This window comes from Neobacillus massiliamazoniensis (assembly GCF_001048695.1).
In the GTDB taxonomy this organism is placed as follows: domain Bacteria; phylum Bacillota; class Bacilli; order Bacillales; family Cytobacillaceae; genus Neobacillus; species Neobacillus massiliamazoniensis.
This window is the reverse complement of the sequence record NZ_CVRB01000002.1, coordinates 686398-712354: the sequence shown is the minus strand read 5'-3', so window position 1 is coordinate 712354 and position 25957 is coordinate 686398. Positions and strand designations below refer to the sequence as shown.

General features: G+C 40.0%; 33 protein-coding genes. 25 read left to right on the top strand and 8 right to left on the bottom strand.

Annotation, left to right across the window (positions count from 1 at the left end):
- Nucleotides 1–39 precede the first annotated feature (39 nt).
- The 3 genes from BN1082_RS28165 (at nt 40) to fosM (ending at nt 3072) form a co-directional block, all read left to right on the top strand.
- On the top strand, nt 40–783 hold the full coding sequence (locus BN1082_RS28165) for a type 1 glutamine amidotransferase (RefSeq protein ID WP_090634302.1): 744 nt from the start codon (nt 40–42) through the stop codon (nt 781–783).
- Nucleotides 784–984: 201 nt separating this feature from the next.
- Complete coding sequence (locus BN1082_RS11275; protein WP_090634300.1) at nt 985–2520, top strand: peptide MFS transporter; 1536 nt, start codon at nt 985–987, stop codon at nt 2518–2520.
- Between the two features lie 129 nt (nt 2521–2649).
- Nucleotides 2650–3072, top strand: coding sequence for a FosM family fosfomycin resistance protein (fosM, locus tag BN1082_RS11270; RefSeq protein ID WP_090634298.1), 423 nt, complete (start codon nt 2650–2652; stop codon nt 3070–3072).
- A 412-nt stretch (nt 3073–3484) separates the two neighbouring features.
- Here fosM and BN1082_RS11265 read toward each other — a convergent pair whose 3' ends face one another.
- Nucleotides 3485–3937, bottom strand: coding sequence for an OsmC family protein (locus BN1082_RS11265; protein WP_090634296.1), 453 nt, complete (start codon nt 3935–3937; stop codon nt 3485–3487).
- 96 nt (nt 3938–4033) lie between these two features.
- Here BN1082_RS11265 and BN1082_RS11260 point away from each other — a divergent pair, with 96 nt between their 5' ends.
- On the top strand, nt 4034–4282 hold the full coding sequence (locus BN1082_RS11260) for a VanZ family protein (protein WP_090634294.1): 249 nt from the start codon (nt 4034–4036) through the stop codon (nt 4280–4282).
- Complete coding sequence (locus tag BN1082_RS11255) at nt 4279–4647, top strand: cupin domain-containing protein (RefSeq protein ID WP_090634291.1); 369 nt, start codon at nt 4279–4281, stop codon at nt 4645–4647. The genes BN1082_RS11260 and BN1082_RS11255 overlap by 4 nt, the downstream gene beginning before the upstream one ends.
- Nucleotides 4648–4698: 51 nt before the next feature.
- On the opposite strand, the gene BN1082_RS11250 is transcribed toward BN1082_RS11255, so the two are convergent.
- Nucleotides 4699–4926, bottom strand: coding sequence for a hypothetical protein (locus BN1082_RS11250; protein WP_090634289.1), 228 nt, complete (start codon nt 4924–4926; stop codon nt 4699–4701).
- A 128-nt stretch (nt 4927–5054) separates the two neighbouring features.
- Between BN1082_RS11250 and BN1082_RS11245 the strand changes: the two genes are divergently transcribed.
- From BN1082_RS11245 to gatB, 6 genes are all read left to right on the top strand, one after another.
- On the top strand, nt 5055–5384 hold the full coding sequence (locus BN1082_RS11245; RefSeq protein WP_218055156.1) for a low molecular weight protein tyrosine phosphatase family protein: 330 nt from the start codon (nt 5055–5057) through the stop codon (nt 5382–5384).
- Nucleotides 5385–5435: 51 nt separating this feature from the next.
- On the top strand, nt 5436–5654 hold the full coding sequence (locus BN1082_RS11240; protein WP_090634284.1) for a hypothetical protein: 219 nt from the start codon (nt 5436–5438) through the stop codon (nt 5652–5654).
- Nucleotides 5655–5801: a hypothetical protein gene (locus tag BN1082_RS27440; protein ID WP_176699743.1), complete on the top strand. Its 147-nt coding sequence runs from the start codon at nt 5655–5657 to the stop codon at nt 5799–5801.
- Between the two features lie 262 nt (nt 5802–6063).
- The gene (gene gatC / locus BN1082_RS11235; protein ID WP_090634282.1) at nt 6064–6357 is read left to right on the top strand and encodes an Asp-tRNA(Asn)/Glu-tRNA(Gln) amidotransferase subunit GatC; all 294 of its coding nucleotides are present in this window, start codon (nt 6064–6066) and stop codon (nt 6355–6357) included.
- A gap of 13 nt (nt 6358–6370) precedes the next feature.
- Nucleotides 6371–7828 carry an Asp-tRNA(Asn)/Glu-tRNA(Gln) amidotransferase subunit GatA gene (gene gatA, locus BN1082_RS11230; RefSeq protein ID WP_090634280.1) on the top strand — a complete coding sequence of 486 codons (1458 nt, stop codon included), beginning with the start codon at nt 6371–6373 and terminating at the stop codon, nt 7826–7828.
- 12 nt (nt 7829–7840) lie between these two features.
- Nucleotides 7841–9268: an Asp-tRNA(Asn)/Glu-tRNA(Gln) amidotransferase subunit GatB gene (gatB, locus tag BN1082_RS11225; protein ID WP_090634278.1), complete on the top strand. Its 1428-nt coding sequence runs from the start codon at nt 7841–7843 to the stop codon at nt 9266–9268.
- 222 nt (nt 9269–9490) lie between these two features.
- Here gatB and BN1082_RS11220 read toward each other — a convergent pair whose 3' ends face one another.
- Complete coding sequence (locus BN1082_RS11220; RefSeq protein ID WP_090634275.1) at nt 9491–10408, bottom strand: DNA-3-methyladenine glycosylase family protein; 918 nt, start codon at nt 10406–10408, stop codon at nt 9491–9493.
- A gap of 151 nt (nt 10409–10559) precedes the next feature.
- Here BN1082_RS11220 and BN1082_RS11215 point away from each other — a divergent pair, with 151 nt between their 5' ends.
- From BN1082_RS11215 to BN1082_RS11200, 4 genes are read left to right on the top strand one after another with little or no spacing between them, the layout of a single operon-like run.
- A complete protein-coding gene (locus BN1082_RS11215; protein ID WP_090634980.1) occupies nt 10560–11114 on the top strand; it encodes a bifunctional transcriptional activator/DNA repair enzyme AdaA in 555 nt (184 codons plus the stop codon).
- A complete protein-coding gene (locus BN1082_RS11210; RefSeq protein WP_090634272.1) occupies nt 11104–11628 on the top strand; it encodes a methylated-DNA--[protein]-cysteine S-methyltransferase in 525 nt (174 codons plus the stop codon). The genes BN1082_RS11215 and BN1082_RS11210 overlap by 11 nt, the downstream gene beginning before the upstream one ends.
- Nucleotides 11625–12332 carry a 2OG-Fe(II) oxygenase gene (locus BN1082_RS11205; RefSeq protein ID WP_090634270.1) on the top strand — a complete coding sequence of 236 codons (708 nt, stop codon included), beginning with the start codon at nt 11625–11627 and terminating at the stop codon, nt 12330–12332. Before BN1082_RS11210 ends, BN1082_RS11205 begins: the two co-directional genes overlap by 4 nt.
- Nucleotides 12322–13140, top strand: coding sequence for an SPL family radical SAM protein (locus tag BN1082_RS11200; RefSeq protein WP_090634978.1), 819 nt, complete (start codon nt 12322–12324; stop codon nt 13138–13140). The genes BN1082_RS11205 and BN1082_RS11200 overlap by 11 nt, the downstream gene beginning before the upstream one ends.
- A 103-nt stretch (nt 13141–13243) precedes the next feature.
- Here the strand turns inward: BN1082_RS11200 and BN1082_RS11195 are convergent, their stop codons facing one another.
- Nucleotides 13244–13675, bottom strand: a complete 432-nt coding sequence (locus BN1082_RS11195) for a VOC family protein (protein WP_090634267.1) — start codon at nt 13673–13675, stop codon at nt 13244–13246.
- 182 nt (nt 13676–13857) lie between these two features.
- On the opposite strand from BN1082_RS11195, the gene BN1082_RS11190 reads away from it, so the two are divergent.
- Entirely contained in the window at nt 13858–14406 is a 549-nt protein-coding gene (locus BN1082_RS11190; RefSeq protein WP_090634265.1) for a DUF1697 domain-containing protein, read from the top strand.
- A 383-nt stretch (nt 14407–14789) separates the two neighbouring features.
- Here BN1082_RS11190 and BN1082_RS11185 read toward each other — a convergent pair whose 3' ends face one another.
- The 3 genes from BN1082_RS11185 to BN1082_RS11175 form a co-directional block, all read right to left on the bottom strand.
- A complete protein-coding gene (locus tag BN1082_RS11185) occupies nt 14790–15977 on the bottom strand; it encodes an alpha/beta hydrolase family protein (RefSeq protein ID WP_090634262.1) in 1188 nt (395 codons plus the stop codon).
- Between the two features lie 122 nt (nt 15978–16099).
- Nucleotides 16100–17194, bottom strand: a complete 1095-nt coding sequence (locus BN1082_RS11180; RefSeq protein ID WP_090634259.1) for a DUF1648 domain-containing protein — start codon at nt 17192–17194, stop codon at nt 16100–16102.
- 45 nt (nt 17195–17239) lie between these two features.
- Nucleotides 17240–17626, bottom strand: coding sequence for a GntR family transcriptional regulator (locus tag BN1082_RS11175; protein WP_090634257.1), 387 nt, complete (start codon nt 17624–17626; stop codon nt 17240–17242).
- A 318-nt stretch (nt 17627–17944) separates the two neighbouring features.
- On the opposite strand from BN1082_RS11175, the gene BN1082_RS11170 reads away from it, so the two are divergent.
- Nucleotides 17945–18499, top strand: coding sequence for a thioredoxin family protein (locus tag BN1082_RS11170; RefSeq protein ID WP_090634254.1), 555 nt, complete (start codon nt 17945–17947; stop codon nt 18497–18499).
- A 58-nt stretch (nt 18500–18557) separates the two neighbouring features.
- On the opposite strand, the gene plsY is transcribed toward BN1082_RS11170, so the two are convergent.
- Nucleotides 18558–19187 carry a glycerol-3-phosphate 1-O-acyltransferase PlsY gene (plsY, locus tag BN1082_RS11165; RefSeq protein WP_090634977.1) on the bottom strand — a complete coding sequence of 210 codons (630 nt, stop codon included), beginning with the start codon at nt 19185–19187 and terminating at the stop codon, nt 18558–18560.
- Between the two features lie 288 nt (nt 19188–19475).
- On the opposite strand from plsY, the gene BN1082_RS11160 reads away from it, so the two are divergent.
- The 8 genes from BN1082_RS11160 (at nt 19476) to BN1082_RS11130 (ending at nt 25957) form a co-directional block, all read left to right on the top strand.
- Entirely contained in the window at nt 19476–19994 is a 519-nt protein-coding gene (locus BN1082_RS11160; RefSeq protein ID WP_342666644.1) for a sigma-70 family RNA polymerase sigma factor, read from the top strand.
- On the top strand, nt 19991–20455 hold the full coding sequence (locus BN1082_RS11155; RefSeq protein ID WP_090634249.1) for an anti-sigma factor: 465 nt from the start codon (nt 19991–19993) through the stop codon (nt 20453–20455). Before BN1082_RS11160 ends, BN1082_RS11155 begins: the two co-directional genes overlap by 4 nt.
- Complete coding sequence (locus BN1082_RS11150; protein WP_090634247.1) at nt 20452–21528, top strand: DUF6677 family protein; 1077 nt, start codon at nt 20452–20454, stop codon at nt 21526–21528. Before BN1082_RS11155 ends, BN1082_RS11150 begins: the two co-directional genes overlap by 4 nt.
- Entirely contained in the window at nt 21525–21617 is a 93-nt protein-coding gene (locus BN1082_RS26995; protein ID WP_141650854.1) for an LPXTG cell wall anchor domain-containing protein, read from the top strand. The genes BN1082_RS11150 and BN1082_RS26995 overlap by 4 nt, the downstream gene beginning before the upstream one ends.
- On the top strand, nt 21614–22525 hold the full coding sequence (locus BN1082_RS11145) for a hypothetical protein (RefSeq protein ID WP_090634245.1): 912 nt from the start codon (nt 21614–21616) through the stop codon (nt 22523–22525). The genes BN1082_RS26995 and BN1082_RS11145 overlap by 4 nt, the downstream gene beginning before the upstream one ends.
- A gap of 152 nt (nt 22526–22677) precedes the next feature.
- Nucleotides 22678–23619 (top strand): diacylglycerol kinase, encoded by a 942-nt coding sequence (locus tag BN1082_RS11140; RefSeq protein ID WP_090634243.1) that lies wholly within the window; start codon nt 22678–22680, stop codon nt 23617–23619.
- A 253-nt stretch (nt 23620–23872) separates the two neighbouring features.
- A complete protein-coding gene (locus tag BN1082_RS11135; protein ID WP_090634241.1) occupies nt 23873–24427 on the top strand; it encodes a cysteine hydrolase family protein in 555 nt (184 codons plus the stop codon).
- A 66-nt stretch (nt 24428–24493) separates the two neighbouring features.
- Nucleotides 24494–25957 carry a nicotinate phosphoribosyltransferase gene (locus BN1082_RS11130; RefSeq protein WP_090634239.1) on the top strand — a complete coding sequence of 488 codons (1464 nt, stop codon included), beginning with the start codon at nt 24494–24496 and terminating at the stop codon, nt 25955–25957.

Genomic DNA, 25957 nt, shown 5'->3' with positions numbered 1-25957 from the left:
TTTCACGTGAAACTGCAGTCAGAGAGAAAGGGGAAAGGTATGTTGGAACTTTTAATTTATCATTTTTGTCCAGACACATTAAATCTTTACGGAGACAGGGGAAATATCATTTGCTTAAAGAAACGCTGCGAATGGAGAGGAATACCGGTTCGAATCGAGGAAATCAGGACTCCTGAGGATGCGAAACCATCCGGATGTGACCTCTTTATGATCGGCGGCGGCAGCGACCGCGAGCAATCCATTGCAACGAACAGACTAACCCCGATGGTAAAGGAAATCAAAGCATGGATCGAAGACGGAGTGTCAGGCCTCACTATTTGCGGGGGATATCAATTTTTAGGGGATTATTATGAAACGAAAAACGGGGAAAAATTAAAAGGAATGGGAATTCTCCCCTTCTATAGCAAAGCTGAAAAAGACCGACTGATGACCAATATTTTGGTGGAATCTGAACGATTTGGGAGAATCGTCGGCTTTGAAAACCATGGTGGGAGAACCTATCATGATTTTCTTCCACTCGGAAAAGTGGTCAACGGGTTTGGAAACAACGAAGAGAGTAGGGAAGAAGGACTTCATTATCATCACTTAATTGGCACCTATCTGCACGGGCCTATTCTTCCTAAAAATCCACAAATTGCCGATTACCTCATTGAAAAAGCTTATGAAAGAAAAACGGGCAAGAAACTTGAGCAACTTGATGATCGGCTTGAGGAAGCGGCAAATCAAACAGTTTGGGAAAGATTCCGTCAAAGTAAACCAACAAAGTATAGAAATGAAGCTTAAATCGTTGGAGTAGAACCAAAAAGGGAGCTACTCCTATTTATATAGGAATAATAGTAAAAATCATTATTTTCAAAAAATGTTTCATTTTTTAAAACATAAAAAATTATCTCAAAATTAGCAAAAATGCCTATGTTTAGAAATAGGTGTTGACAAACTTCGACATTAAAAATATTATAATAATATAGAAAGGGAGGTTTAATAATGTCTAATTTGAAAAAGCAGAAAATTGTGGAAAGTGCTCCACATTCAACTTCTAATAGACAGAAAATTGTGGAAAGTGTTCCGCAAACTGGCTTTTTTGGACATCCAAAAGGATTATTTACTTTATTTTTCACGGAATTCTGGGAGAGATTCTCCTATTATGGTATGAAAGCCATCCTAGTTTATTATATGTATTATTCAGTTTCAAAAGGCGGATTAGGGATTAGTCAGCAAACTGCTCTTGCCATTGCGTCTGTATATGGATCGTTAGTATACATGTCAGGAATCATTGGAGGCTGGGTGTCTGACCGGATAATCGGATCTTCAAAATCCGTGTTGTATGGTGGCATCCTGATCATGTTCGGTCACATTGCTTTATCGGTTCCTGGAAGCATGACAATGTTTTTTGTTTCAATGGTGCTGATTGTCCTCGGTTCAGGACTGTTAAAACCGAATATTTCGACGGTTTTAGGAGAAATGTATGACATTAATGATGCTCGACGTGATGCAGCATTCAGTATTTTTTACATGGGAGTAAACCTTGGTGCATTCGTTGCTCCGTTAGTTGTAGGAACAATTGGATTGAAATACAATTTTCACTTAGGATTCGGGTTAGCTGCAATTGGAATGTTCTTGGCATTGATCGTATATTCTTTGCAAAAGAAAAAGAATCTGGGTCTTGCCGGTACGTTTGTTCACAACCCATTATCTGAAGAAGAAAAGAAAAAAGCTTTTGTTAAAATTGGCTTACCGGCAATTGTTGTTATTGCCTTGATTATTATTGCAGGATTTACTGGTGCTTTAACGGTTCAAAGGTTTATTGACCTTGTGGGAGTCTTAGGATTTGTGATTCCGACCCTCTATTTTATTGTGATGTATCGCAGTCCAAAAACTACCAAGGAAGAACGCTCAAATCTTCTCGCTTATATTCCACTCTTTTTAGCCGCGGTTATGTTTTGGTCGATTGAAGAACAAGGTTCAACCATTCTTGCAAACTTTGCGGATAAGCGGACACAATTAGACTTTGCAGGGATTCATATCAATCAAGCTTGGTTCCAGTCATTAAATCCATTGTTTATTGTTGCTTTTGCACCGATCGTTGGTTCACTTTGGGTAAAATTGGGTAACAAGCAACCATCCATTCCGACAAAATTTGGATTTGGACTTTTATTCGCAGGTTTGTCATTCGTTGTTATTCTTGTGCCAGCTTGGCTTGGCGGTAATAATGCACTTGTAAACCCATTATGGCTTGTACTTAGCTACTTTGTCGTCGTTATTGGTGAATTGTGCTTGTCCCCGGTTGGACTATCAGCAACAACTAAATTAGCTCCTGCTGCTTTCTCTGCGCAAATGATGAGTATGTGGTTCTTAGCGAACGCTGCTGCCCAAGCTCTCAATGCACAAATTGTTAAATTCTACACACCACAAACTGAAATGATGTACTTTGGTACAATTGGTGTAGCATCAATCGTTCTTTCGATTATCTTATTCGCCTTGTCACCAAAAATTAAAACCTTTATGAAGGGTATTAATTAAACTAGGATTTTACTACGGAGGATTTTATCTTCCGTAGTTTTTTTTTTTTTTTGGATCAATAAATGGTTAATGTGTTAAAATTTGAGATACTGCATTGAACTGTAACATTTGAAAAATAAGGGTGATTGAATGTCTATAAAAGGAATAAACCATCTATTATTTTCTGTTTCTAATTTAGAGAAATCAATCGAATTTTACCAGAATGTTTTGGATGCAAAGCTATTGGTAAAAGGCAGGAGTACTGCCTATTTTGATTTGAATGGGATATGGCTGGCGCTTAATGAGGAAAAAGATATCCCGCGCACTGAAATTAGCTATTCCTATACCCACATTGCTTTTTCAATCGCTGATGAAGACTTTTCGAAGATGCAAGAAAAATTACTACTGTGGAATGTAAACATCCTTCCTGGCCGTGAACGAGATGAAAAAGATAAAAAATCCATTTATTTTACGGACCCGGATGGTCATAAGTTTGAATTTCATACAGGTACATTGCTGGATAGATTGGATTATTATAGGAAAGAAAAACCCCATATGGAATTTTACATATAATAGGGTCGGAGTATTTTGTATGAACCAAAAATAAACAGATGATAGCATTAAAAAATGGGGAGCCAAATATTAAAGAGACACAAACAGGTTACCCAAAAAAATAGTGCCCGAAAACCGCGAAAAAACCGCTTAACCCGGGTACTAAAAAAGAAAATAGTGCCCGAAAATCGAAAAAACCGCTTAACCCGGGCACTAAAAAGAAAATAGTGCCCGAAAACCGAAAAAACCGCTTAATTCGGGCACTAAAAAAGAAAATAGTGCCCGAAAATCGAAAAAACCGCTTTCCCCGGGCACTAAAAGAGAAAATAGTGCCCAAAAATCGTGAAACCCGCTTTCCCTGGGCACTAAAAGAGAAAATAGTGCCCGAAAACCGAAAAACCGACTTTCCCCGAGCACTATAGCACTACGGCACTTATTCACTCGCTGCCATTACGATAGCGTGTACTTCAATTTCCACATTTCCCTGAATGGCCCGGCTGATCATACATGAGGTTTCAGCTTTTTTGGCGAGTCGCTGAGCCAATTCGATGTTTTTCTCGGTGGCATCAGCATGCAAGACAATATGTGGTCGGTGGATGATTTTTTTATAAGTAATAACGCCTTTCGTCACATCGACAATTCCTTCTGACTCCATTGTTAAATCCTCTTTCTCCAGCCCACTACGTTGAAGCATCGCGGCAAGTGTAATGATATAACAGGTTGCAGCGGCGCCAAGCAGCATTTCATCAGGATTAGTACCTATTCCAGGTCCCTCCATCTCTGATGGAATGGAGACTTTTGTTTTCAGGTTGCCAGTCTCAATTTCTCCAACATCGTTCCGTAATCCCGGCCAGCTTGCTTTTAGATGAAAACGGTGTTCTGCCATTCTAGCATCCTCCTCTTTTGAAAAAACCTCACTCGTCATTTGGTTAAATATGGTATAATTATCTTAATTTTGTTAATGGAAAGGTAATAAAATGTCATTCAATTCGTACCTTTTGGATTCATATTACCACTATTAGCAAAAAAGTTTCAAAAGCTTAGATCTTTCGTGCTTGCAACCTTTAGTTTAAGTCTGACGTATGAAACAATTCATCTCTTAACTGGTTTTGGCAGCTTTGATGTTGATGACTTGATTTTGTTTGGCGGAATGGTAGGATTTATTCTTTTTAAAATACTTCAACTTTTTATTGAATCGAAAAATAGTAAGCGAAGGGGCCTTCATACATGAAATTTTTCCGGTTTGATCGTGAAGTTAGAAGAGAGATATTGGCTTTTAACAGTTTTAATGTTGGGATTTCTCCTATTATTAAAAATGAAGGCTATACATCAGTAGGCTGCATGTATTTTGATCAGAACAGTGTTGTAGGGATGCATCCGGCAACAGTGTCTCAGCTTTTTCTTGTGATGGAAGGAGAAGGCTGGGTAAGAGTAGAAGGGGATGAAAAAGTTTCTGTTTCAAAAGGAACAGCCGTTTTTTGGGAAGCTGGAGAGCAGCAGGAATCAGGGACTGAAACTGGGATGGCTGCCATCGTTATAGAAAGTCCAACCCTAAATCCAGAGCAATACCTAAAAACCCCTTTATCTAGTCTTTGAAAAAATAAGGAGTACAAAGGAAAAAACCACTAACATAGTCTTCGATAGCCTTTAATTCTCTATCTGGGTTAATATGACCTGTTGAACGGGGACTCCACTCATATTCAAATTCCTTTGTTGTATAGAATACTTTTTGTTATCAATTAACAAAGTAAATAAATCAATGACTTGGCAAGCTTTTCCTTCATTTTTAAGTTGTGTAACAACAGCCTTTTGTAAATCATTAATGGTGAAATAACGGTCGTCTAATTCCATTACGATTTTTTCCTTAAAAAACATGATAACCATCCCCTTTATATTTTTTGAATTTTATGATATATTTACGCCCAAAAAAGGAAAATGTTTCAAAAAATATTTAAAAAGAAATGTCCAGTAATCCAGAGGGTGAAAAAGGCAAGGTGAATTGTATCAGAATTTTATTTGTATGCAGTAAGAATCAATGGAGAAGTCCGACGGGAGAGAAGATTTTTCAAAGTTTCAACGGTTATGACGTTAGGTCTGCTGGGACTGAAGAGGGTGCGAGAATTAAAGTTACCATGGGACACATTGGTTGGGCTGATATTATTTTTGTGATGGAAAAAAAGCATATGAGACGCCTGAAAAACAAATTTGGGCCAATGCTTAATGGGAAGAAAATCTTGAATCTTGATATTCTAGATGAATACGGATATATGGATGAGGAATTAATTGAATTACTAAAAGCTAGAGTAGCAGATTTTATTGATGTGCCTAAATAAGATCGATAGAGTATTTACAGAAACCGATATTTAAAATAAGGATTTGGTATCTTGAATACGAAAACACATTGGATACCGGCGTTAATCGTATCTCTAGGGATCGTAATTGGGTGCTATTTAATCTCAGAAAAGCCATTTACAAAAATTGAAGAGACCAAGAGTAAGATAAGTGCTACAAATAGTATCTTGGTAGATATTGAAGGTGCATCTAAATTGCTTGGGTTATCAACTGATGAAATTAATAAGATTATTTCTGAAGAAAAGAAATAATTGGAAACAAGTGGAGTTTGGGAAGGAGAGCTGTTTCCCTATTTTTATGTAGATGGAAAGATCTATTTTGAAAGAACAAAACTACTAGTCTGGGCACAGGATAGTTCATCACGTCATAGAGATTATCATGATCTTTCTGCTCAATAAGTATGACAAATTCGGGCACGTCAAGCACACCTACGTGCCCGAATTCACTTAAAAAGCCGTAATAGTGTTTTCAAACTTCACGATTCCTCCAAAATAACTTCAAAACCCCCCGCCCTACAATCATGATGAAATGACCCCTATCAATCTTAAAAGTCCCGATTTTGTCTATACTTATAAATGAATCATTGCGGTAAAGCAGAAAAGTTTGATATTATCAATATTAAAATAACTATGACAACAAGGGATTGGAGGTAAACAAAAAATGTCACGAATTTCAAATGAGCAGGTGAAGCACGTCGCCAACTTGGCACGATTGGCGATTACGGAGGAAGAAGCCGAAAAGATGACAAAACAGCTTGATGCTATTATCACTTTTGCAGAGCAGTTAAATGAATTGGATACAGAAAATGTGGAACCTACCTACCATGTGTTAAATATGAAAAATGTACTGCGCGAGGATGTCTCGCAACAAGGATTGCCGCGTGAAGAGGTACTTGAAAATGCTCCTCAGCACCAGGACGGACAATTTAAAGTACCATCTATTTTAGGGGATTAAGGAGGACTAGCAGGTGAGTTTATTTGATTATAAAGTTTCAGATCTTCAAGAGCTTTTACATAAAAAAGAACTAAAAGTATCTGATCTTGTCGATGAGTCCTATAAGCGAATTGATAAGGTTGAAGATAAAGTTCAAGCCTTTTTAACATTGGATGAAGAGAGGGCGCGGCAAACGGCGAAAACACTTGATGAAAAACTAAACAATGATTCGCAAAAAAACTTATTGTTTGGAATGCCGATTGGGATTAAGGATAATATCGTTACAAAGGGTTTAAGGACAACCTGTGCAAGTAAAATTCTTGAAAACTTTGATCCGATTTATGACGCCACTGTTATGCAAAAGCTGCAGCAAGCCGAAACGGTTACCATCGGTAAGTTAAACATGGATGAGTTCGCTATGGGTTCATCCAACGAAAATTCCCACTATCAAAATACTCGGAATCCTTGGGATCTTGATCGGGTGCCGGGCGGTTCTTCAGGCGGTTCAGCAGCATCTGTTGCTGCGGGGGAAGTACTTTTTTCGCTTGGTTCAGATACAGGAGGCTCCATCCGCCAGCCGGCCGCATTTTGTGGTGTGGTAGGTATGAAGCCAACGTATGGTCGTGTTTCCCGTTTCGGCCTTGTGGCATTTGCTTCGTCCCTTGATCAAATCGGACCAATTACAAGAACGGTTGAGGACAATGCCTATTTATTACAAGCTATTTCCGGACTCGATCCAATGGACTCAACATCTGCGAATATAGAAGTTCCAAAATTCGTCAGTGCTTTAACCGGTGATATAAAAGGATTGAGAATTGCTGTACCGAAAGAATACCTTGGAGAAGGCGTTAAAGATACAGTCCGTCAATCCGTACTAGAGGCATTAAAAATTCTTGAGAAGCAAGGGGCTGTTTGGGAAGAGGTATCACTGCCTCACTCGAAATATGCCTTGGCGGCGTACTATTTGCTTTCTTCATCGGAAGCTTCAGCCAACCTAGCCCGTTTTGATGGCGTTCGTTATGGATATCAATCCTCTGATGCTGAAAGTCTCATTGATTTATACAAAAAGACTAGAGCGGAAGGCTTTGGCGATGAAGTCAAACGCCGGATTATGCTCGGAACGTTTGCATTAAGTTCAGGTTACTATGATGCCTACTATAAAAAAGCCCAGAAAGTCCGTACTTTGATTAAAAAGGATTTTGAAGCTATTTTTGAAAAATATGATGTCATCATCGGACCGACTACACCAACACCAGCTTTTAAAATTGGAGAAAATATCGACGACCCGTTAACGATGTATGCAAACGATATTTTAACGATTCCTTTGAATCTTGCAGGCGCACCGGGAATTTCGATTCCTTGTGGCTTTGACAATGGTCTGCCGTTAGGCTTACAAATCATCGGTAATTACTTTGATGAGGCAACCATTTACCGGGTTGCACATGCATTCGAACAAGCAACAGATTTTCATAAACAGAAACCAGGTTTATAGGGGGTGAAGATCATGGAATTTGAAACAGTCATTGGACTTGAGGTCCATGTTGAATTAAAAACAGAATCGAAAATCTTTTCGGCGAGCCCAAACCATTTTGGTGCCGAACCGAACACGAATACTAGCGTAATTGATCTTGGTTATCCAGGTGTGCTGCCGGTTTTAAATAAAAAGGCGGTCGATTACGGAATGAAGGCGGCTATGGCTTTGAACTGTGAAGTCGCTACTCATACAAAATTTGACCGTAAGAATTATTTTTACCCGGACAATCCGAAAGCCTATCAGATCTCGCAATTTGACAAGCCGATTGGGGAGCATGGCTGGATTGAAATTGAAGTGAACGGCTACACGAAAAAGATTGGAATCACGAGGATTCATTTAGAAGAGGATGCTGGAAAGTTGAACCACGGCAAGGGCTATTCCCTCGTTGATTACAATCGTCAGGGAACACCGTTAGTGGAAATCGTTTCCGAGCCGGATATCCGTACACCGGATGAGGCCTATGCTTATCTGGAAAAATTAAAGTCTATTATTCAGTATACGGGTGTGTCCGATTGCAAAATGGAAGAAGGCTCTCTTCGCTGTGATGCCAATATTTCAATTCGACCAGTTGGCCAAAAAGAGTTCGGAACGAAAACTGAGTTAAAAAACTTAAACTCATTTAACTTTGTCCGTAAAGGTCTTGAGTTTGAAGAGAAACGCCAAAAGGAAATCGTCTCTTCCGGTGGGAAAATCGATCAGGAAACGCGCCGCTTTGATGAAGCAACAGGGGCAACCCTTTTGATGCGTGTGAAGGAAGGATCCGATGACTATCGCTACTTCCCAGAGCCTGACTTACTGGATTTATACATTGACGAGGATTGGAAATCGCGGATTCGGGCGGAAATCCCTGAGCTTCCAGACCAACGGCAAAAGCGCTATATTGAAGAGATTGGCCTTCCTGTATATGATGCAAAGGTGCTGACAGTAACAAAAGAAATGGCTGATTTCTTTGAAGCAACCGTACATGGCGGTGCTGATGCAAAAATGGCTTCCAACTGGATCATGGGGGATGTTTCAGGATATTTGAACGCCGAGGGAAAAGAACTCGATCAAGTTGCTCTCACACCAGAAGGTTTAGCCAGTATGATTAAACTTATCGACAACGGTACTATCTCATCGAAAATTGCCAAAACTGTTTTTAAAGAGTTGATTGAAAACGGGGGCGATGCTGAGAAAATCGTCAAAGATAAGGGGCTTGTGCAAATCTCCGATGAAGGAGCCCTTTTAAAAATAATTGCTGAAGTCCTTGATGCGAACCCGCAGTCAGTTGAAGACTTCAAGAACGGGAAAAACAAAGCAGTTGGCTTCCTTGTTGGCCAGCTAATGAAAGCAACAAAGGGACAGGCCAACCCGCAAATGGTCAATAAATTATTGCAACAAGAACTAGCAAAAAGATAACTACATGGCCGGCAGATGAGCATCTGCCGGTTTTTTTGATGGTGGAAAGGTTGGCGAGTAAATTACGAAAAGTCGCGAGTAAATGGTTAAAACCAGCGAGTAAAACGAAAAATGTTTTTTAATTTATCTGAATTTTTCGACATCATCTTTTAAATTTCCCGGGAAAAAGAGAATCTCGTCGAAAAGCTGATGAGTTATAGGGAAATAGAAGATTCCCCAAGTTTAATAAAGGAATCTCCATAAATAAAAAGTAGCATATGCTTCCCAACCAGACCAATTTGCGGACAAATATAAAATTTCTTCTTTCGATGGTTTCGTGTCTCTCCCCAAAAGATGCTTAATCGCATTGTGGAGCCCGACATCGTCAATGGGAAATGCGGAAGGAAATCGCAAGCAACGCATCAAGACATAATTAGCTGTCCACGGTCCAATGCCCCGGATTTTGATTAGCATTTTTTCTGCACTTTTAAGATCTCCAGTAGCCATCAACATCTCCTTTGTCAGTTTTCCTTCAACCATTAGTTTTGCGACGCCAATAAGATATTCACATTTTTTAACGGTCATTTGTAAACCATCAAAATCTCCTACTGTCAAATCTACTAGATCATTAGGGGTTGGAAAAATCCAATATTGCTCACCGTCAAATTCAACACATCGGCCAAAGGTTTCAACTAAACGGCGTTTCAATGTATAGGCAAAAGGAAGATTGATTTGCTGTCCTATTATTCCCCAGCAAACCGCCTCGAACAAATCAGGTATGCCCATAATGCGCAACCCATAAAAAGAATCGACGGCCTTGCTTAACAGTTCATCATGTTGAGCCATTTCATAAAAGGGAACGATATCCGTATCTAAATCAAACCATTCCCAAACATATTGGGCTACAGCAGAACGGACCCATTCCGGAGGAGCTTCTCCTAAAAAGCGAACCGTCATGGCATCAACCTTTTCCATACTAATCTCGATAATGGGTGTCTCATTTTCAATCGCTAATGCTTTGTAAATGCGCTGATCTTTGATAGAGAACAAACATTCATTGGAGGCCCGAGACAAGTATTTTAAGTTTTCATCAAAGTTGAATTCCTTAGGGACAAATAATTTTAACTCTTGATGACAATCCAGCCATTTTTCTTTTTCCATTTCACGCCTCCGTTTACTATTCTTGATATATTTATATCATAAACGTAACAGATGTCATTTCGAAATCTTGCTTTTACATTCAGCCCCACTTAATTTCTATCTTTCGTGAGAGTATACTTATTGCAAGAGGTGATCGAAAGTGGAGAATGCTATGACAGAGGAAAAATGGCAAGCGATTATTAACAATGATGCGGCCTATAACGATAAGTTTTTCTATGCTGTAAAAACTACAGGCATTTTTTGTAGACCATCCTGTAAATCGCGGCCTCCAAAAAAGGAAAATGTACTTATTTTTCAAAACGCTGAACAAGCGCTGTATGCAAATTTCCGCCCATGTAAACGATGTAAACCTACAGGCGAAAGATTACCGGACCATGAATGGGTAGCTCAGATTACGGATTATATCGATCAAAATTACCATGAAAAACTTACCTTAGAAACTCTTGCTGACATTTCCCACGGCAGTCCTTACCACTTGCACCGTACATTTAAGAGAGTCAGAGGGGTTACCCCTGTTGAATATATTCAACAAACCAGGATAAACAAGGCTAAAGAATTACTGATTCAGACGGAAAAAACGATAACAGATATTTCGATGTCGATTGGTATACCAAATACCGCCTATTTTATTACGTTGTTTAAAAAGAAAACTGCTTATACTCCTGAACAATATCGGCAATTGGAGGTGACGAAGAATGGAATTTGAAATAATATATTGGTCATTGTTAGAACATGAAGGATGGAATCTCTATCTGGCTGCAACAGCAAAGGGACTTTGTTTTGTAGGCTCACAGAATCAGCCATTTGAGGAATTATCCTTATGGGCGGAAAAACATTTTCCGGGCAGCACACTTATTCAGAATAATGAAAAATTACAGCTGTATGTAGAAGAACTAATGGAGTATTTTCAAGGGAAGCGTAGAACCTTTACGATTCCGTCTGATTATCATGGCACCGCTTTTCAAGTGGCAGTTTGGAAGGCACTCTGTGAAATTCCTTATGGTGAAACAAAATCCTATTCAGACATTGCGAATCATATTCAAAAACCTGCTGCCGTCCGTGCGGTTGGTACTGCGATTGGCGCGAATCCTGTTTTAATTACTGTCCCATGTCATAGAGTAATTGGTAAAAACGGTAAACTGACGGGCTTTCGCGGAGGGTTGGAGATGAAGAAGCGACTGTTAGAGTTGGAGCGTGAAAGTATGAGTGTAACTACATGAGGATAAAAGAACGTATTGCTGGCTTGGATTGGAACACCATACAACAATCATTGGAAGAGCAGGGATTCGCAAAGGTTCCGGTGATATTAGATAAAGAGCAGTGCCATGAAATCATGAATACTTACGAGGAAGATAGATTATTTCGCAGTACGATTAATATGGCCAGGTATCGGTTTGGGGTTGGGGAATACAAATATTATCAGGATCCCATTCCGGAATTGCTTCAACATCTTCGTGAAGGTTTTTATCCGGAATTGGCGAAAACAGCTAACTATTGGAACGAAAGGCTCGGGCTTGAAGGCAGCTATCCTGCAGAACTTCCGGAATTTCTTAAACAATGCTACCAGCAAGGTCAGAAACGTTCAACTCCCCTCATCTTAAAATACGAAGAAGGCGGCTACAACTGTCTCCATCAGGATTTGTATGGAGATGTGTTTTTCCCGTTCCAGGTGGTATTTGCTCTTAATCAAAAAGAAGTGGATTATACCGGTGGGGAATTTCTTTTGGTGGAACAGAGGCCACGGGCGCAAAGCAGAGGGAATGTGATTACGATAGAGCAGGGTGCAGGATTTATTTTTCCAACGAATCATAGACCTTTCAAAGGGGCTCGTGGATATTATCGAACTACCCTAAGGCATGGTGTAAGTACCATTACATCAGGTACGAGATATACATTGGGGATTATATTCCATGATGCAAAGTGAGTTTTCCTATAAAAATCCCAAAACACTGCTCAATAAAGGAACAGGTTATCTTTCCGGTTACACTCATTCTTTAAATCCCTATACTGGCTGTTCGTTCGGTTGTTCTTACTGCTATGTACGGCAAATGCCGGTATCGCTGTTTCGTAAGGGGGAGTGGGGCACCTGGGTGGATATTAAGCTGGATGCTGCCGAACTATTACGTAAGGAACTCCGGAAAGCGAAAGCTAAAGGAAAAGTTACGATTTTTATGTCATCAAGCACAGATCCCTATCAGCCAATTGAGTATAAAGAGCGGGTGACTCGCTCTCATCTTGAGGTCATGGTTGAAGATCCACCTGATTTCTTACTCGTACAAACGAGAAGTCCACTCGTCCGGAGAGATATAGATTTATTGCTCCGTTTAGGGGATCGGGTTCGAGTCAGCATGACGGTGGAGACGGATTTGGAAGGTATCCGAAAGGTTTTTACTCCAGCTGCACCGCCTATAAATGCAAGATTTAAAACGCTTGAGCTCTTGAAAGAGGCAGGGGTGCCGACCCAAGCGACGATTGCACCGGTATTGCCTAGCAGTGAAGACTTTCCGAAGAAGTTAAAGCCATTGGTCAGCCGTGTCTGTGTCGATGATTATTTTATGGGAGACGGCAGCGGCGGAAAAAGGACAAAGAAGTTAGGGGTAAGAACATTGTACGATCAACTCGGATTGGAAGAATGGTATGAGCCTTCCGCCTATCGACTTGTAGTTGACCGGCTTAAACAAGTTTTCCCTGAGGAGCAAATCTATTTGAGTCAGCAGGGATTTGAGCCTTAGTATTTGGTCACAAAAGAAAAAAGTCTAGGTTAGCTTCTATCAATCCTAACCTAGACAACCATTTTCTACTAATAAACCATTTAGTAGACTCTATAAAAACAGATTAAAAAGAAATCATCGCACCACGCTCATCAAAGACAGAAGAAGGATTCCATGCAACTTCCCAAAGGTTGTTTTCCGGATCTGAAAAATAAGCAGTTCGGCCGCCCCAGAAAGCATCACTTGGCTCTCGTAGTATTTTTGCACCAGCCTCTCGAATTTTGTCAATTGTCGAATCAACTTGTTCAGGTTTGTCAACATTGATAGCGAAGGTAACTGGCCTATACGTTTCAGGGGAGTTGCTAAACTCGACACCTGCATCCTTTGCCAGCTCAGCAATAGGAAATAAAGAGAGAAGCACACCGGCTGTCTTAAAAACAGCATAGTGATCAGAGCTTATTTCTGTCTCCTCCCAGCCTAAAGATTGATAGAAAGTACGTAAAGCCGGCAAATTATACGCTCCAATTGTCAGTAACGTTACTCTTTGTGGGACCATAATAAAACCTCCAATATTATTTTTTTCTTCTCTTATTTCTTCTGCCTCCCTAAAAAAAATCCCTGCCTTAAACTGTAAGGAGATTTTTACTACTTTGAAAAATAGTAAATTGACACCTCAGATAAATTTGCATGTTTTACCATTTCCTTGAGATAATGAACAAAAACTTGTGAGGTATATACATGACAATTTACATTGCTCTTTTACGGGGGATTAATGTTGGTGGACATCATAAGATTAAGATGGCGGAATTGAAAAGCCTATTGGAATCGATGGGCTTACAAAAGGTGAAAACCTATATTCAGAGCGGGAATGTTTTGTTTGAGTCTGAGGAAACCGCAGAATCACTAACCCTACGCTTGGAAGAAGCAATAAAAGAAAAGTTCGGCTTTCCAGTACCTGTTGTTTTAAGATCATCGGAGGAATATGAAAAGGTAATCACGGATTGTCCATACCGAATGGATGGGCTACAGGAAGGGGAAAGCATCCAGATAGCTTTTTTAGCAGGCCTACCTTCACAAGAAGGAATCGAGCGTGTAAGTGCCTACCGAAGTGAAATGGAAGATTTTCAGATAATCGGCAAGGATGTTTATCTGTTTTTCCGGCAAAGTATTCGGGATTCTAAGATAGCACAACATCTATCTAAGATTGGAGCGCCGGCAACAATCCGGAACTGGAATACTGTTATGAAGCTCGATTCAATGGCAAAAGAATTGAAAGAACATCCCTAAGAAGTTTGCCCTTTCAGAGATGTTCAGCAAGTAAATGATATTAGTAGTTATATTTGTCGACTTATTGGATTGAGGAATAACTTTACCTACAAAAAACGCTTAATCAAAAAAGGAGACTCAATGTCTCCTTTTTTGATTGAAAGATAAGTAAGTATAAAATTTGACTTCTAGAATTGTCTAGCTCCAGCGCCTAGCCCCTCGGGTCATAAGCCGGCGAAGAAGCGTTTCATAGAAGCCCCTGCTCCACGGCTGTCGCCGTTCCGCAAGACTACGAGGAAGCTTTTTCAGGCAGCTGTCTCGCTGTGGTGGCTGCGGAGCTGCCTCCTCGCTGTTCGTCTTATGCCTGTCGGGGCTGATCAAGGCGCTTCCGCTTTTCTAATGACCTACTTCAAAAAGCTAACAATGCCATCAATTAAACCTTTTGCTAGCGATAGATCAGGATTGCTATAGGCTGCGATGTTTCCTTCTCTGTCTTCTGGTGCTTCCTTCAAAATATGGTTCATATTCTTTACGATAAGCATTTGCGAATCTTTTTTCGCTTGGTGTAGTGCTTCTGCATCTTTAATCGGTACTTGAAGATCTCGATCACCATTGAGAATAAGCACTGGACATGTTAATTTTGCTAATTCTTCTTGTGGATTGTAGCGCAGCCATGAAATTATATATGGTTGGACAGATGGACGAAAGATGAATTGTAGCTCAGCGCTTACAGTTGGTACTTGCTTTCCTTGCTTTAATTTTTCGAGAATGTCCTTTGCCTCCAGTTTTAATTTAGGAGGGAGCTGAGTTTCTAATTGTTCAAGCAATACTTCGTCAATTGTTCTACCGGCACCTGCGATTGAAATGAACGAATCTGCCTTTGCATGATTAGCAGCAACCATGCCGATTAATGAACCTTCACTGTGACCAATGATTCCAACCTTTGAAAAGCGCTGATCCTCCTTGGTAAATTGGACCCATGCAGCTGCGTCATCTATAAAGTTATCAAATCGTATGTCTTCTTCTTTTCCAGCCAAACTCTTATTTTGCCCAATTGCCCGTTTGTCATAACGAATACTTACGATCCCCTGAGATGCTAGGTTTTCGGCTAGCATTTTCAAACTATTATTCTTACCAGGCAATAAACTTGAGTTTCCATTTCTATCAGTAGGGCCGGAGCCCGCGATAATGATCATAACTGGAAAAGGTCCCTTCCCTTCAGGCATCTGTAAGAGCCCTTGCATGGTACCGTCCTTGAGCTTCACTTGAACAGGATCGCCTGCTTCAATTTCTTCGTTTTGTTCCTTGCTTCCTTTTGTCAATTCAAACGGAAAAGACTGCCCCTGCTGTACGAACGTACCAGATATCTTATCATTATTGACTTTTCCATCAAAAGTAATGGTTATCCCTTGAATGTTCATATCAAAAAACAAATCTGCATCGGTTAATTTCACTGTTTTCAAAGGGTAATCGTTTAATCCCTGCACAGGAATACTGATTTTTCCCCCATCTTTTGAAAACTGAATAATAATGGACAATGGCTGATTAGGAACTTTAATAGCGCCTTCCCAGTTACCTTCAATCTTTTCCATCGAACTCACTCCTTTAGAGATTGCTTCTTATGATTTTAGCTTCTCTTTGCTGCAGCCTAGGACGAACAACATAATGCCTAACGTTAAACATAAGATTGCCGAAACCTTATCCCTCCACTATGCTATGAAAAGAATGCAATAAGCAGAATCACCACAATTGGTACTAATAGAATCAATAATCCGATAGGGTGGGCAAAATTAATCGTCCAACCGATCCCAAATCGTTTTTCGACAAAGATAGAAGGGTCATTTTTATTAAAATAAAACATCCCACCCATCCAATACTGGTCTTCATCCGTATCCGTTATTCCCATTACAGGATCGAGATCAAACTTTTCCCCTGCATTACCGACCTTAACAGCAAAAACAATGGACCCAATCAGAACAATTAGGGTAAAAATGACAGGAACCAACCATATCACAACATTATTCATTAAACCGGCATGAATCGTTGTTAATTGCAAAAAGGAAAATAACAACGTAATGAGCACACTTATCATGAATAAGAACCAGCTAGAATACTTTCTTAAGGAAAGCTGGCGAATCCGAGAAGCATTGATTCTAGTTGCACTAAGCTTAATGCCTGATCGTTTTGTGGCAACATTCATTCCTAAAAACATGACTTGTATCGTTAATAAAATATATAGAAGTGCGTTTACTGAAAAAGGATTTTTTTCTGTGAACGAATTTGGCTTACCGTCTGGTCCCCAATGCATCGGAATTCGAGCTGGCATACTATTGTAATTCAAAAACGTATAGCCGATGAACCCCATGGTTACGACCATTGGAATCAAGAACACATACCATGGTAGCATTTCATCTTGTGAACGAACAGCTAGATCGGTTATTTTCACTTCCTTCAAATTTTCTCCCCATTTTTGACTTCTCTTACGCTGCAAAGTCTTGGCGTGAAAATAAAAATATAGTGCAGTACTCAAGAAAATAAGGCAAAATTGTATCACTAAGGATATAATGGCGTGTCTTTCTTCAGATAACCGACTATTGGCCGTCCATAATAGATAGGAACCTATGATGATAACAGAAAAGACAAAAACCAACAGGGAGTAGATTTTTTTATAAAATACAAGCTTTTCATCGCGAACATTTCTATCTGGAATTGATACACCGAAAACGACGGTTCGTTTCACTAAAAAAGGAATAGCCGTTTCAATTGCCACTAAAAAAATAAAAATGATTAAAAACATTGTCTGTTCCATGTAAATTGCCCCCTTCTTTTCAAAGATGATTAAGGACATCACTAGCTAAGATTTCCCCTTAAAATCCTGAATCATTGCTGACACTAATTTTTCAATCTCCTCTTTTTTTATTCCTAATACAAGTGCTTCGGCAATAACTGGTTGAAATTGTGATGAGATTCTTTCGAAGTGACAGTTCTTTTCCCCCATTTCATTCGGAAAATTAATGACTGCTCCGGACTTAGGAACAACCCGAATAATGCCCTTTTTCTCTAATTCATGATAGCTTTTATTAACCGTGTGCATATTCACACCAAGATCTCCCGCAAATGCTCGTACGGAAGGAAGTGAATCTCCAGGATGTAGGTACCCTCTTGCAATTCCTTCAATAATTTGATTTGTTATCTGCGTATAAATTGGAATATCAGATTGAGGTTCAATTTGAATAATCATCCATTTCCCTCCATTCTGTTCTATATTTAATATAACAAAACTGTTCTATCTTGTATAGAACAATATCCTGTTTATTAAAAGATTTTTGGTGATAAAGCTTTTAGTGCCCTAGCTTGTATATTTTGCATTGCTTCGGACACTATTTTCTTTTTTAGTGCCTAAGCAAGCTTATTTTGCAACGCCTGGGGCACTATTTTCAGGAAAAACAACATCATCAATTAAAAGAGCTTATTTTTAAAAAAATTCATGAGGCATCAAAATTGATTAGGAATACTGGAAATGTTTATCATATAAGAAAATGGAAGGGGTGGAGAAAAGATGAATCTGAATGAATGGTTTCAAAAAGCAATGACGGCAGATGAGTATATTAACTCGATGACACGGAATAAGGGAGAAATGCTTTCCATTTACGAGAGGTTTGCCCAAAAGGATGAGGACAAAGGGAGATTCGAGAAAGTAGTACCACAAAAGTTGCGTGTGATAGCCTTAAGTGAGGATTGGTGCGGGGATGCCTTGCTGAACAACCCGATTTTGCTTAGGATTGCCGAAGCGGGCGGCATTGAAGTTCGATTTTTGCTCCGTGACCAAAACCTTGAGTTAATGGATCAATACTTAACAAACGGGACATCGAGAGCTATTCCAATTTATATTTTTATGGACCAAGAAGGAAATGAAGTGGGAGTATGGGGGCCGCGTGCACCCGAAATACAAGCGCTAGTGGAAAAAGAACGTGCTGCTCTGCCAGAAAAAGATTCTACCGACTTCGAGGAAAAGCAAAAGGAAATGTATAAGCGTCTGATGGAATACTACCAACAGGATGCATCGATCTGGCAAATTGTTGCGACCAGCATTGCAGCTGTCATTTTAAAATAAATGGAACAAAGACCTACCATTTTGTAGATGGCAGGTCTTTTTTTAATATAGCTCCACTCTAAAATGTTTTAGAGCCTCCGTTCTTAGGAGGAATTCGATCATTTTTTAAATTTTTATCATTGATTTTCGGTTCGATGCCAAGGATGAAATTACGGATGTTAGACCGGTGGAGATAGATTAATAATAAAGAAAATAACAAAAAGATCAGCTCAAATCCAAGTTGGGATGAAATAAGAGAGTATGTAAGGAGACTAAGGCCGACAGAGATCGATCCGAAAAATACATATTTCGTTAAAAAAATCACAAGAAAGAAGGTCAGAAACGCTATGACAAGAAGCTGGATATTTGCAATTAATAGAGTTCCAGCTGTTGTCGCGATGGCTTTTCCACCCCTAAAGCCGGCAAAGATAGGAAAACAATGACCGACGACGGCCATTAGTCCAAAGTAAAGTGATTCCGCATCAATGTGGTAGTAGCGAGGAAGTGAAGCGGCAATAGCACCTTTAAGGATATCAACGATTAGCACGAAAATGGCTGCCTTTTTCCCCAGAACCCTCAAGGTGTTGGTCGCGCCGGGATTTTTACTGCCATGTTCACGAATATCAATTCCATAGGCAAGTTTCCCCACTATCAAGGCAGTAGGAATACTTCCGATGAAATATGAGGCAATGAGTAACACCCAAACGATAGAAATCACTCCTTTCTTAATTAGATTTTACCATATTATAGTTATATATTTTATATATTAACAATTTTAGTAATAAAAGGATGATATAACATAAGACAAGTCGTTAATAGCTATGCGAGATTAAGAGAAGATATTCCTTGATCGATTGTCATTGCACGAAACCCCGAAAACCATCAAAAAATTTTTTCAAAAAAAGTGTAGGGGTGTTTCGTTATTCGTTCGTCTATTAATGTGAAGAACAGATGAAAGGGGGAGAGAGCGATTAGTGAGGCAGCGTTAATTCAAAAAGTGCTGGACGGCAATGATCATGCCTTTCGCCTTTTGGTTGAGAAGTATCGCAATGATGTGTTTCTGACCGTCTTTGCCGTTCTTCGCGACCAAAAGGAAGCAGAAGATGCTGCACAGGAAGTATTTTTAAAAATCTACTCCTCTCTTCCTAAATATGAAAACCAAGGCTTTAAAACGTGGATGACAAGAATCGCAGTTAATCATGCCATTGATGTAAAAAGAAAGCAGGCGAGAAGAAAAGAGGAAGTGGTCGACATCCTGGAGCAGCAAGATTTTCGTACATCAAGAGACTGTGTGGAAAAAGAAATCATCGAAAATGACAAGCGAAGTCTTGTCAGGAAAAGGCTCGGTGAATTGCCTGAAAATTATCGTGATGTCATATATGGCTTTTACATAGCGGAAAAAAGCTATCAGGAGATGGCCGATGAACAAAAAGTTCAAGTGAAGACGATTGAAACGAAGCTGTACCGGGCCCGAACTTGGATGAAAAAGAATTGGAAGGAGGACGATTTTTCATGAAGCATTTTACACATGATGAATGGTTGAAATACGTAAAAGATGAAATCAATGAAAAAAGCCGTAATGAATTTGAAAGTCATTTGTATGAGTGCGATCACTGTCTGAATCTTTATTTACAAGCGGTTGAAGAAAGTGAAACATCGCTTCCGATTCTTTCGAATGAGACCACTTTTACGGACCTTGTGATGGTGGAAGTGACGAAAGAGAAGCAAACAAAAGCTGAACCCTCCAACAATAATAAGAAGCCTTTTTACCAACAGGCATTGTTCCACTATTTTCTGGCGGCAGCTGCAACCATACTGCTGATGGTAACCGGTGCCTTTCATTCCATTGCCGCCTATGCAGGAGCAATAGAAAGCTCGCATTTTCAAGAAAAACAGCCTTCGGTGACAGAAGGTGTGATCAATAAAACATTTGCATGGATCGATTCAATAGAAAAAAAGGAGGTAGATAAGAAATGAAAAACTCAACAAAGGCACTGACATTATCGCTATTTCCAGGCCTTGGGCATATTTACTTTGGGAACATTATCCGCGGGCTGTTTTACTTATTTTCGATTATGGGATGTGCGTTTATCACCATATTAGGTTTAATCAGTCATGGTGGAAAGCCATTAGCCATTATCGCCTTTATGGGTGGAATGTTTCTTTATATCATTAGCTTTATTGACATAGGTATGGCTGTTTCGAAATATAAGAAAACGCTGAGATTGGCAAATCCGGACGACCCGCAGGCTCAGTCCACCCAAGAGTCAGAACGTTTTTATACGATTATCCTGTCGTTTATACCAGGGCTTGGTCATTTTCAGTTGGGCTTGATGAACAGAGGGCTCACACTTTTGGCGACATTTTTAGGCCTTGGTGTAATGGTTGTTTTTGTCACAGCTCTTTCAAACCGTGCTGAATTTCTTGTCTTTTTGGCTGCCCTTCCTATTATTTGGGTTTACGGATTTTTCGATGCTGTTCAGCAGTTGAATAAAAAACAAGCGGGCGAAGAGCTCTTGGATCGAACCATTTTTGAAGACTTTGAAGAGCGTAGGGAAGATGGAAAGAAGAGCACGGCCATTGCTACCTTTCTTTCGATATTCCCGGGGGCCGGACATTTGTACCTAGGCTTGCAGCGCCGCGGAATTCAGTTAATGGCAGCCTTTCTCTTTTCGATTTACATTTTGGACGTTTTAAGGCTCGGTATCTTCTTGTTTTTGATTCCAATTATCTGGTTTTATAGCTTTTTTGATGGAATGCAGAAGGTGTCGAGGTATGGGAACGAACCGGTCGAGGATATTCCGATTATCCATTACTTCCTTAACCACCAAAAATGGGTGGGAATAGGGCTGATCCTCTTAGGTTTCTATTATTTGCTGATGAATGTGGTCATGCCAATCATTGCACCTATGTTAAAAAATATACTCAATAACGATATCTATTGGATTCAAAGCTATCTCCAAACAGGGATTGTTTGTTTAGTGTTAATTGGCGGCGGAATCAAGCTTTTATCCGGAAGTAAACAAAAAAACGGGGTGGAAAAATCATGAGAAGGTGGAAAAACACTGTAGCAGGCGTACTCTTAATCGGAGCCGGAATGGGGTTCCTTTTTAGAAAAAGAAAGGTGAAAGAGCTATGAGACAATGGCGCGTTGGCACTTTTTCGATGGGAGGTTCGCTTGTCCTTCTTGGACTTTTCCTGTTCCTCTCTCGATTTCTCGGACTTAATCTGGCAAATGTAATGACGGCTTGGTGGCCAATCTTGTTGGTCGTCCTTGGGGTTGAAATTTTGGTTTATTTGGTTTTATCGCGGTCGGACAAACAAGTGTTAAAATATGATTTTCTGAGTATCTTTTTCGTCGGTTTCTTAGGGATGGTTGGAATCGTGTTTGCTTTCTTAAGTGCATCTGGCATTATAGGCAAAGTAGATGAGGTAATGGCAAGGGAAAATCGTTCGTTTGAACTGCCTGCATTCTCCTATCAAACGGATCAGAATATAAAGCGGGTCGTGGTGAAAACGGCAGGGTATGATTTATCCTTTGAGGCTACTGATGATAAAGCAGTTTCGGCATTCGGAACCTATCAAGTGCAAACGACGAAAAAAGAGAAATGGCTCAAGACGGCAGATGATTATATCGCTGCAACAAAAAAAGGTGATACGCTTTATTTGAATCTAAAACCGCTGCCAGATGAAGTGGGACCGTTTGATAGACATGGGACTGTCGCAGCAACGATTCTGATTCCGAATGATGTCCTACTCGAGGTAAATGGGAGCGCTAATTCCATTGCCTTAAAGCCAAGGTCGCTCGAGAACAATTGGAAGATCGATAGCGGGTCGTCGATATATGTAGATGTTGCTCCTACTAGCAATGTAAAAATCTCAGCTGTCAATGTAAAAGAGGTAAGCGGAAAAGACGGGGAGTGGAAGGTAACGGAAAAAACAGACTCAGAAAACTCCCTCTGGAATAATGCGGTTTACCAATCCGGTGACGGCAAATACCAAATTAATATTACTAATGCTTATCAGGTCAGCCTTAATTCAAATTAGCTGGCCTTTTTTTTGAAAAAAAATAAAAAAACGTTATGATAATAGTCGGGATTTACAATTGGATTATTTGATTGTAAGCTAAGAGAACGATTGGTAGAATATAGATTAACAAAAGTCAATCTAAATAGTAATTCAAAATTAGGATGATGATGATGAAACGAGCAAGACTGATTTATAACCCTACTTCAGGGCGCGAAATGATCAAACGCTCTCTTCCGGAAATTCTTGAAAAATTAGAATTGGCCGGATATGAAGCGTCCTGTCATGCGACAACAGGGGCCGGGGACGCGACAAAGGCGGCACGGATTGCTGTCGAGCGTCAATATGATATTGTTATCGCAGCGGGTGGTGATGGTACAATTCATGAAGTGGTAAACGGGCTCGCCGAACAGGAGTATCGCCCGCATTTAGGTATTATCCCTGCAGGAACCACGAATGATTTTGCCAGAGCCTTGCAAATACCAAGGGATGTCTGTTCCGCAGTGGACGTTATAACAAAAGGTGATCGGATTCCTGTCGATATTGGCCGAATTAATGACAAATATTTTATTAATATTGCCGGCGGCGGCAGGCTGACAGAGCTTACATATGAAGTTCCAAGTAAGCTAAAAACTATGCTTGGCCAGCTCGCTTATTACTTAAAAGGGATGGAGATGCTTCCATCCATCAAAGCATCAGATGTTCGAATCGAGTATGATGGTAAGCTTTTCGAGGGAGAAGTGATGCTATTTCTTGTCGGCCTGACTAATTCAATCGGCGGCTTTGAAAAACTTGCCCCAGACTCTTCGATTAATGATGGTTTATTTTCATTATTAATATTGAAAAAAATTAATCTGGCCGAGTTTATACGAATTGCTACCTTAGCGATTCGCGGCGAGCATGTTAATGACCCAAACGTCATTTACACTCAAGCAAACCGTGTGAAGGTGTCTTCAAGTGAAACGGTTCAATTGAATTTAGATGGAGAATTCGGTGGGTTGCTCCCGACAGAGTTTGAAAACCTCTATCGCCATCTAGAAGTGTTTGTCCCTATTGATGACATTCGTCCGAATGACCGCCCGTCTGACTGGGTGCCTGGGCAAAGATACGAATAAAAAGTTCGTTCGAATTTGAACGAGCTTTTTTATTTTAATAGAAGTTTGATTCGCAGATATATCACTTGGATCAAAAAAACTACATGTTTTCAAAAAATAAAAAGCGGTATTTTTATGGTTTTTTTGCAAAAAAAGTATCTTTTATTTGGAATTGATAGGCGAATTCACTTTTCTGCTTTATTCTATAGAGGAAATTTTCCTAAAATTGTGTATAATAGACTAAAGACAAATGTCATGACATATAAAAGGGGCGATGGGGGTATTGCAAGCACTCATTAATATTGATTATACGTTTGACTTTGTGGCAGATGACGGAACATTAACTTGTGGTAAGCCAGCGCAGGCGATTGAGGGGGAAATCGTTCAGTTAACAAAGAAATTTATCGAGAATAACGATTATGTGGTATTTGCAATTGATGTTCATGACAAAGGCCCTGAATATCATCCGGAAACGAAATTATTCCCACCGCATAATCTCCGTGGGACTACAGGGCGGGAATTGTACGGCTCCTTGAAAGATGTTTACGAGGAAAACAAACACCGCAACAATGTTGTCTTGATGGACAAAACAAGATACTCCGCCTTTGCAGGTACCGACCTTGAAATCAAATTGCGAGAGCGAGGGATCACAGAAGTTCATCTTGTCGGTGTTTGTACGGACATTTGCGTCCTGCACACAGCAATGGATGCCTACAATAAAGGCTTTAAGATTGTCGTTTATCAAGAGGCGACTGCCTCCTTTAACCAAGCAGGCCATGAATGGGCGCTGGGACATTTTTCCTCATCACTTGGAGCATTGGTGAAATAGACTTTAAAATGATAGAATGGGTTATAATGTTGAAAACCGCAGTTAAAAGCATTTCGGAGGTCATTTATGAAACACATTTATCATGATGATAGTTATACTCTGCATACGGATCTTTACCAGATTAATATGGCAGAGACGTATTGGAGAGATGGGATACATAATAAACGTGCTGTCTTCGAACTTTTTTTCCGCAAGCTACCGTTTGGTAACGGCTATGCTGTTTTTGCTGGACTGGAAAAAGTAATTCAGTATATCCGCGACTTCCGTTTTAGTGAAGAAGATTTAGAGTATTTGAGAAATGAAGTAGGCTACAAGGATGATTTTTTAGCTTATCTTAAAAATATGCGATTTACCGGAACAATCCATTCGATGAAAGAGGGCGAGCTCGTTTTTGGCAATGAGCCGATCTTACGAGTCGATGCACCTCTTGCAGAAGCACAATTGATTGAAACCGCCGTGCTTAACATTGTGAATTATCAAACATTAATTGCGACAAAGGCATCGCGGATTAAGCAGGTAATTGGCAATGATGTGGCGATGGAATTTGGGACAAGACGTGCGCAGGAAATGGACGCTGCTATTTGGGGAACAAGAGCTGCTTACATGGCTGGCTTTAATGGAACTAGTAATGTTAGAGCAGGTAAATTGTTCGGTATTCCAGTTTCTGGAACACATGCTCATGCCATGGTCCAAGCCTACAAAGATGAATATACTGCCTTCCATAAGTATGCAGAAACCCATAAGGACTGCGTCTTCTTGGTGGACACTTACGATACCATTCGACTCGGCGTTCCAAATGCGATCAAAGTGGCGAAGGAGTTAGGGGATAAAATTAATTTTATTGGCATTCGCCTAGACAGCGGCGACCTTGCCTATCTTTCAAAGGAAGCCCGGAAAATGCTGGATGATGCTGGATTTAAAGATGCAAAAATATTTGCATCGAGCGATTTGGATGAATATACCATTATCAATCTAAAGGCTCAATGGGCGAAAATCGATTGCTGGGGGATCGGGACAAAGCTGATCACCGCCTACGATCAGGCTGCCTTAGGTGCGGTTTACAAAATCGTGGCAATTGAAAACGAAGATGGCCGAATGGAGGATACAATCAAAATCTCTTCTAATCCAGACAAAGTAACCACTCCGGGGTTGAAAAAAGTATATCGAATCATAAATAATAAGAACAATCATGCTGAAGGTGACTATATTGCGATGGAGGACGAAAAGCTGCCAGAAAAGCGGCTCAGAATGTTCCATCCAACCCATACGTACATTAATAAAGTAGTGACCAATTTTACTGCTCGAGAGCTCCATGAGGATATTTTTGTCAATGGAAAGCTTGTTTATGAACTTCCGAGTCTTGATGAGTCACGTAAATATTTAAAGCAGAATTTAGATGCACTATGGGATGAATATAAGCGCATAATGAATCCTGAAGATTACCCGGTCGACCTTAGTCAAAAGTGCTGGGACAACAAGATGAAGAATATCGAGGAAGTAAAAGAAAAAGTAGAAGAGATGAAAGAATAA

What these genes read in the sequence shown, in the direction of transcription:
- BN1082_RS11220 (WP_090634275.1), bottom strand. Translation starts at nt 10,408, where the DNA reads ATGGAAAAAGAAAAATGGCTGGATTGTCATCAAGAGTTAAAATTATTT.
- BN1082_RS11195 (WP_090634267.1), bottom strand. Translation starts at nt 13,675, where the DNA reads ATGGTCCCACAAAGAGTAACGTTACTGACAATTGGAGCGTATAATTTG.
- gatB (WP_090634278.1), top strand. Translation starts at nt 7,841, where the DNA reads ATGGAATTTGAAACAGTCATTGGACTTGAGGTCCATGTTGAATTAAAA.
- BN1082_RS11250 (WP_090634289.1), bottom strand. Translation starts at nt 4,926, where the DNA reads ATGTTTTTTAAGGAAAAAATCGTAATGGAATTAGACGACCGTTATTTC.
- gatC (WP_090634282.1), top strand. Translation starts at nt 6,064, where the DNA reads ATGTCACGAATTTCAAATGAGCAGGTGAAGCACGTCGCCAACTTGGCA.
- BN1082_RS11205 (WP_090634270.1), top strand. Translation starts at nt 11,625, where the DNA reads ATGAGGATAAAAGAACGTATTGCTGGCTTGGATTGGAACACCATACAA.
- BN1082_RS11170 (WP_090634254.1), top strand. Translation starts at nt 17,945, where the DNA reads ATGAATCTGAATGAATGGTTTCAAAAAGCAATGACGGCAGATGAGTAT.
- BN1082_RS26995 (WP_141650854.1), top strand. Translation starts at nt 21,525, where the DNA reads ATGAGAAGGTGGAAAAACACTGTAGCAGGCGTACTCTTAATCGGAGCC.
- BN1082_RS11135 (WP_090634241.1), top strand. Translation starts at nt 23,873, where the DNA reads ATGGGGGTATTGCAAGCACTCATTAATATTGATTATACGTTTGACTTT.
- BN1082_RS11275 (WP_090634300.1), top strand. Translation starts at nt 985, where the DNA reads ATGTCTAATTTGAAAAAGCAGAAAATTGTGGAAAGTGCTCCACATTCA.
- BN1082_RS11255 (WP_090634291.1), top strand. Translation starts at nt 4,279, where the DNA reads ATGAAATTTTTCCGGTTTGATCGTGAAGTTAGAAGAGAGATATTGGCT.
- BN1082_RS11150 (WP_090634247.1), top strand. Translation starts at nt 20,452, where the DNA reads ATGAAAAACTCAACAAAGGCACTGACATTATCGCTATTTCCAGGCCTT.
- BN1082_RS11200 (WP_090634978.1), top strand. Translation starts at nt 12,322, where the DNA reads ATGCAAAGTGAGTTTTCCTATAAAAATCCCAAAACACTGCTCAATAAA.
- BN1082_RS11140 (WP_090634243.1), top strand. Translation starts at nt 22,678, where the DNA reads ATGAAACGAGCAAGACTGATTTATAACCCTACTTCAGGGCGCGAAATG.
- BN1082_RS11145 (WP_090634245.1), top strand. Translation starts at nt 21,614, where the DNA reads ATGAGACAATGGCGCGTTGGCACTTTTTCGATGGGAGGTTCGCTTGTC.
- BN1082_RS11130 (WP_090634239.1), top strand. Translation starts at nt 24,494, where the DNA reads ATGAAACACATTTATCATGATGATAGTTATACTCTGCATACGGATCTT.
- fosM (WP_090634298.1), top strand. Translation starts at nt 2,650, where the DNA reads ATGTCTATAAAAGGAATAAACCATCTATTATTTTCTGTTTCTAATTTA.
- BN1082_RS11180 (WP_090634259.1), bottom strand. Translation starts at nt 17,194, where the DNA reads ATGGAACAGACAATGTTTTTAATCATTTTTATTTTTTTAGTGGCAATT.
- BN1082_RS28165 (WP_090634302.1), top strand. Translation starts at nt 40, where the DNA reads ATGTTGGAACTTTTAATTTATCATTTTTGTCCAGACACATTAAATCTT.
- BN1082_RS11175 (WP_090634257.1), bottom strand. Translation starts at nt 17,626, where the DNA reads ATGATTATTCAAATTGAACCTCAATCTGATATTCCAATTTATACGCAG.
- BN1082_RS11190 (WP_090634265.1), top strand. Translation starts at nt 13,858, where the DNA reads ATGACAATTTACATTGCTCTTTTACGGGGGATTAATGTTGGTGGACAT.
- BN1082_RS11155 (WP_090634249.1), top strand. Translation starts at nt 19,991, where the DNA reads ATGAAGCATTTTACACATGATGAATGGTTGAAATACGTAAAAGATGAA.
- BN1082_RS11210 (WP_090634272.1), top strand. Translation starts at nt 11,104, where the DNA reads ATGGAATTTGAAATAATATATTGGTCATTGTTAGAACATGAAGGATGG.
- BN1082_RS11215 (WP_090634980.1), top strand. Translation starts at nt 10,560, where the DNA reads ATGACAGAGGAAAAATGGCAAGCGATTATTAACAATGATGCGGCCTAT.
- BN1082_RS11185 (WP_090634262.1), bottom strand. Translation starts at nt 15,977, where the DNA reads ATGGAAAAGATTGAAGGTAACTGGGAAGGCGCTATTAAAGTTCCTAAT.
- BN1082_RS11265 (WP_090634296.1), bottom strand. Translation starts at nt 3,937, where the DNA reads ATGGCAGAACACCGTTTTCATCTAAAAGCAAGCTGGCCGGGATTACGG.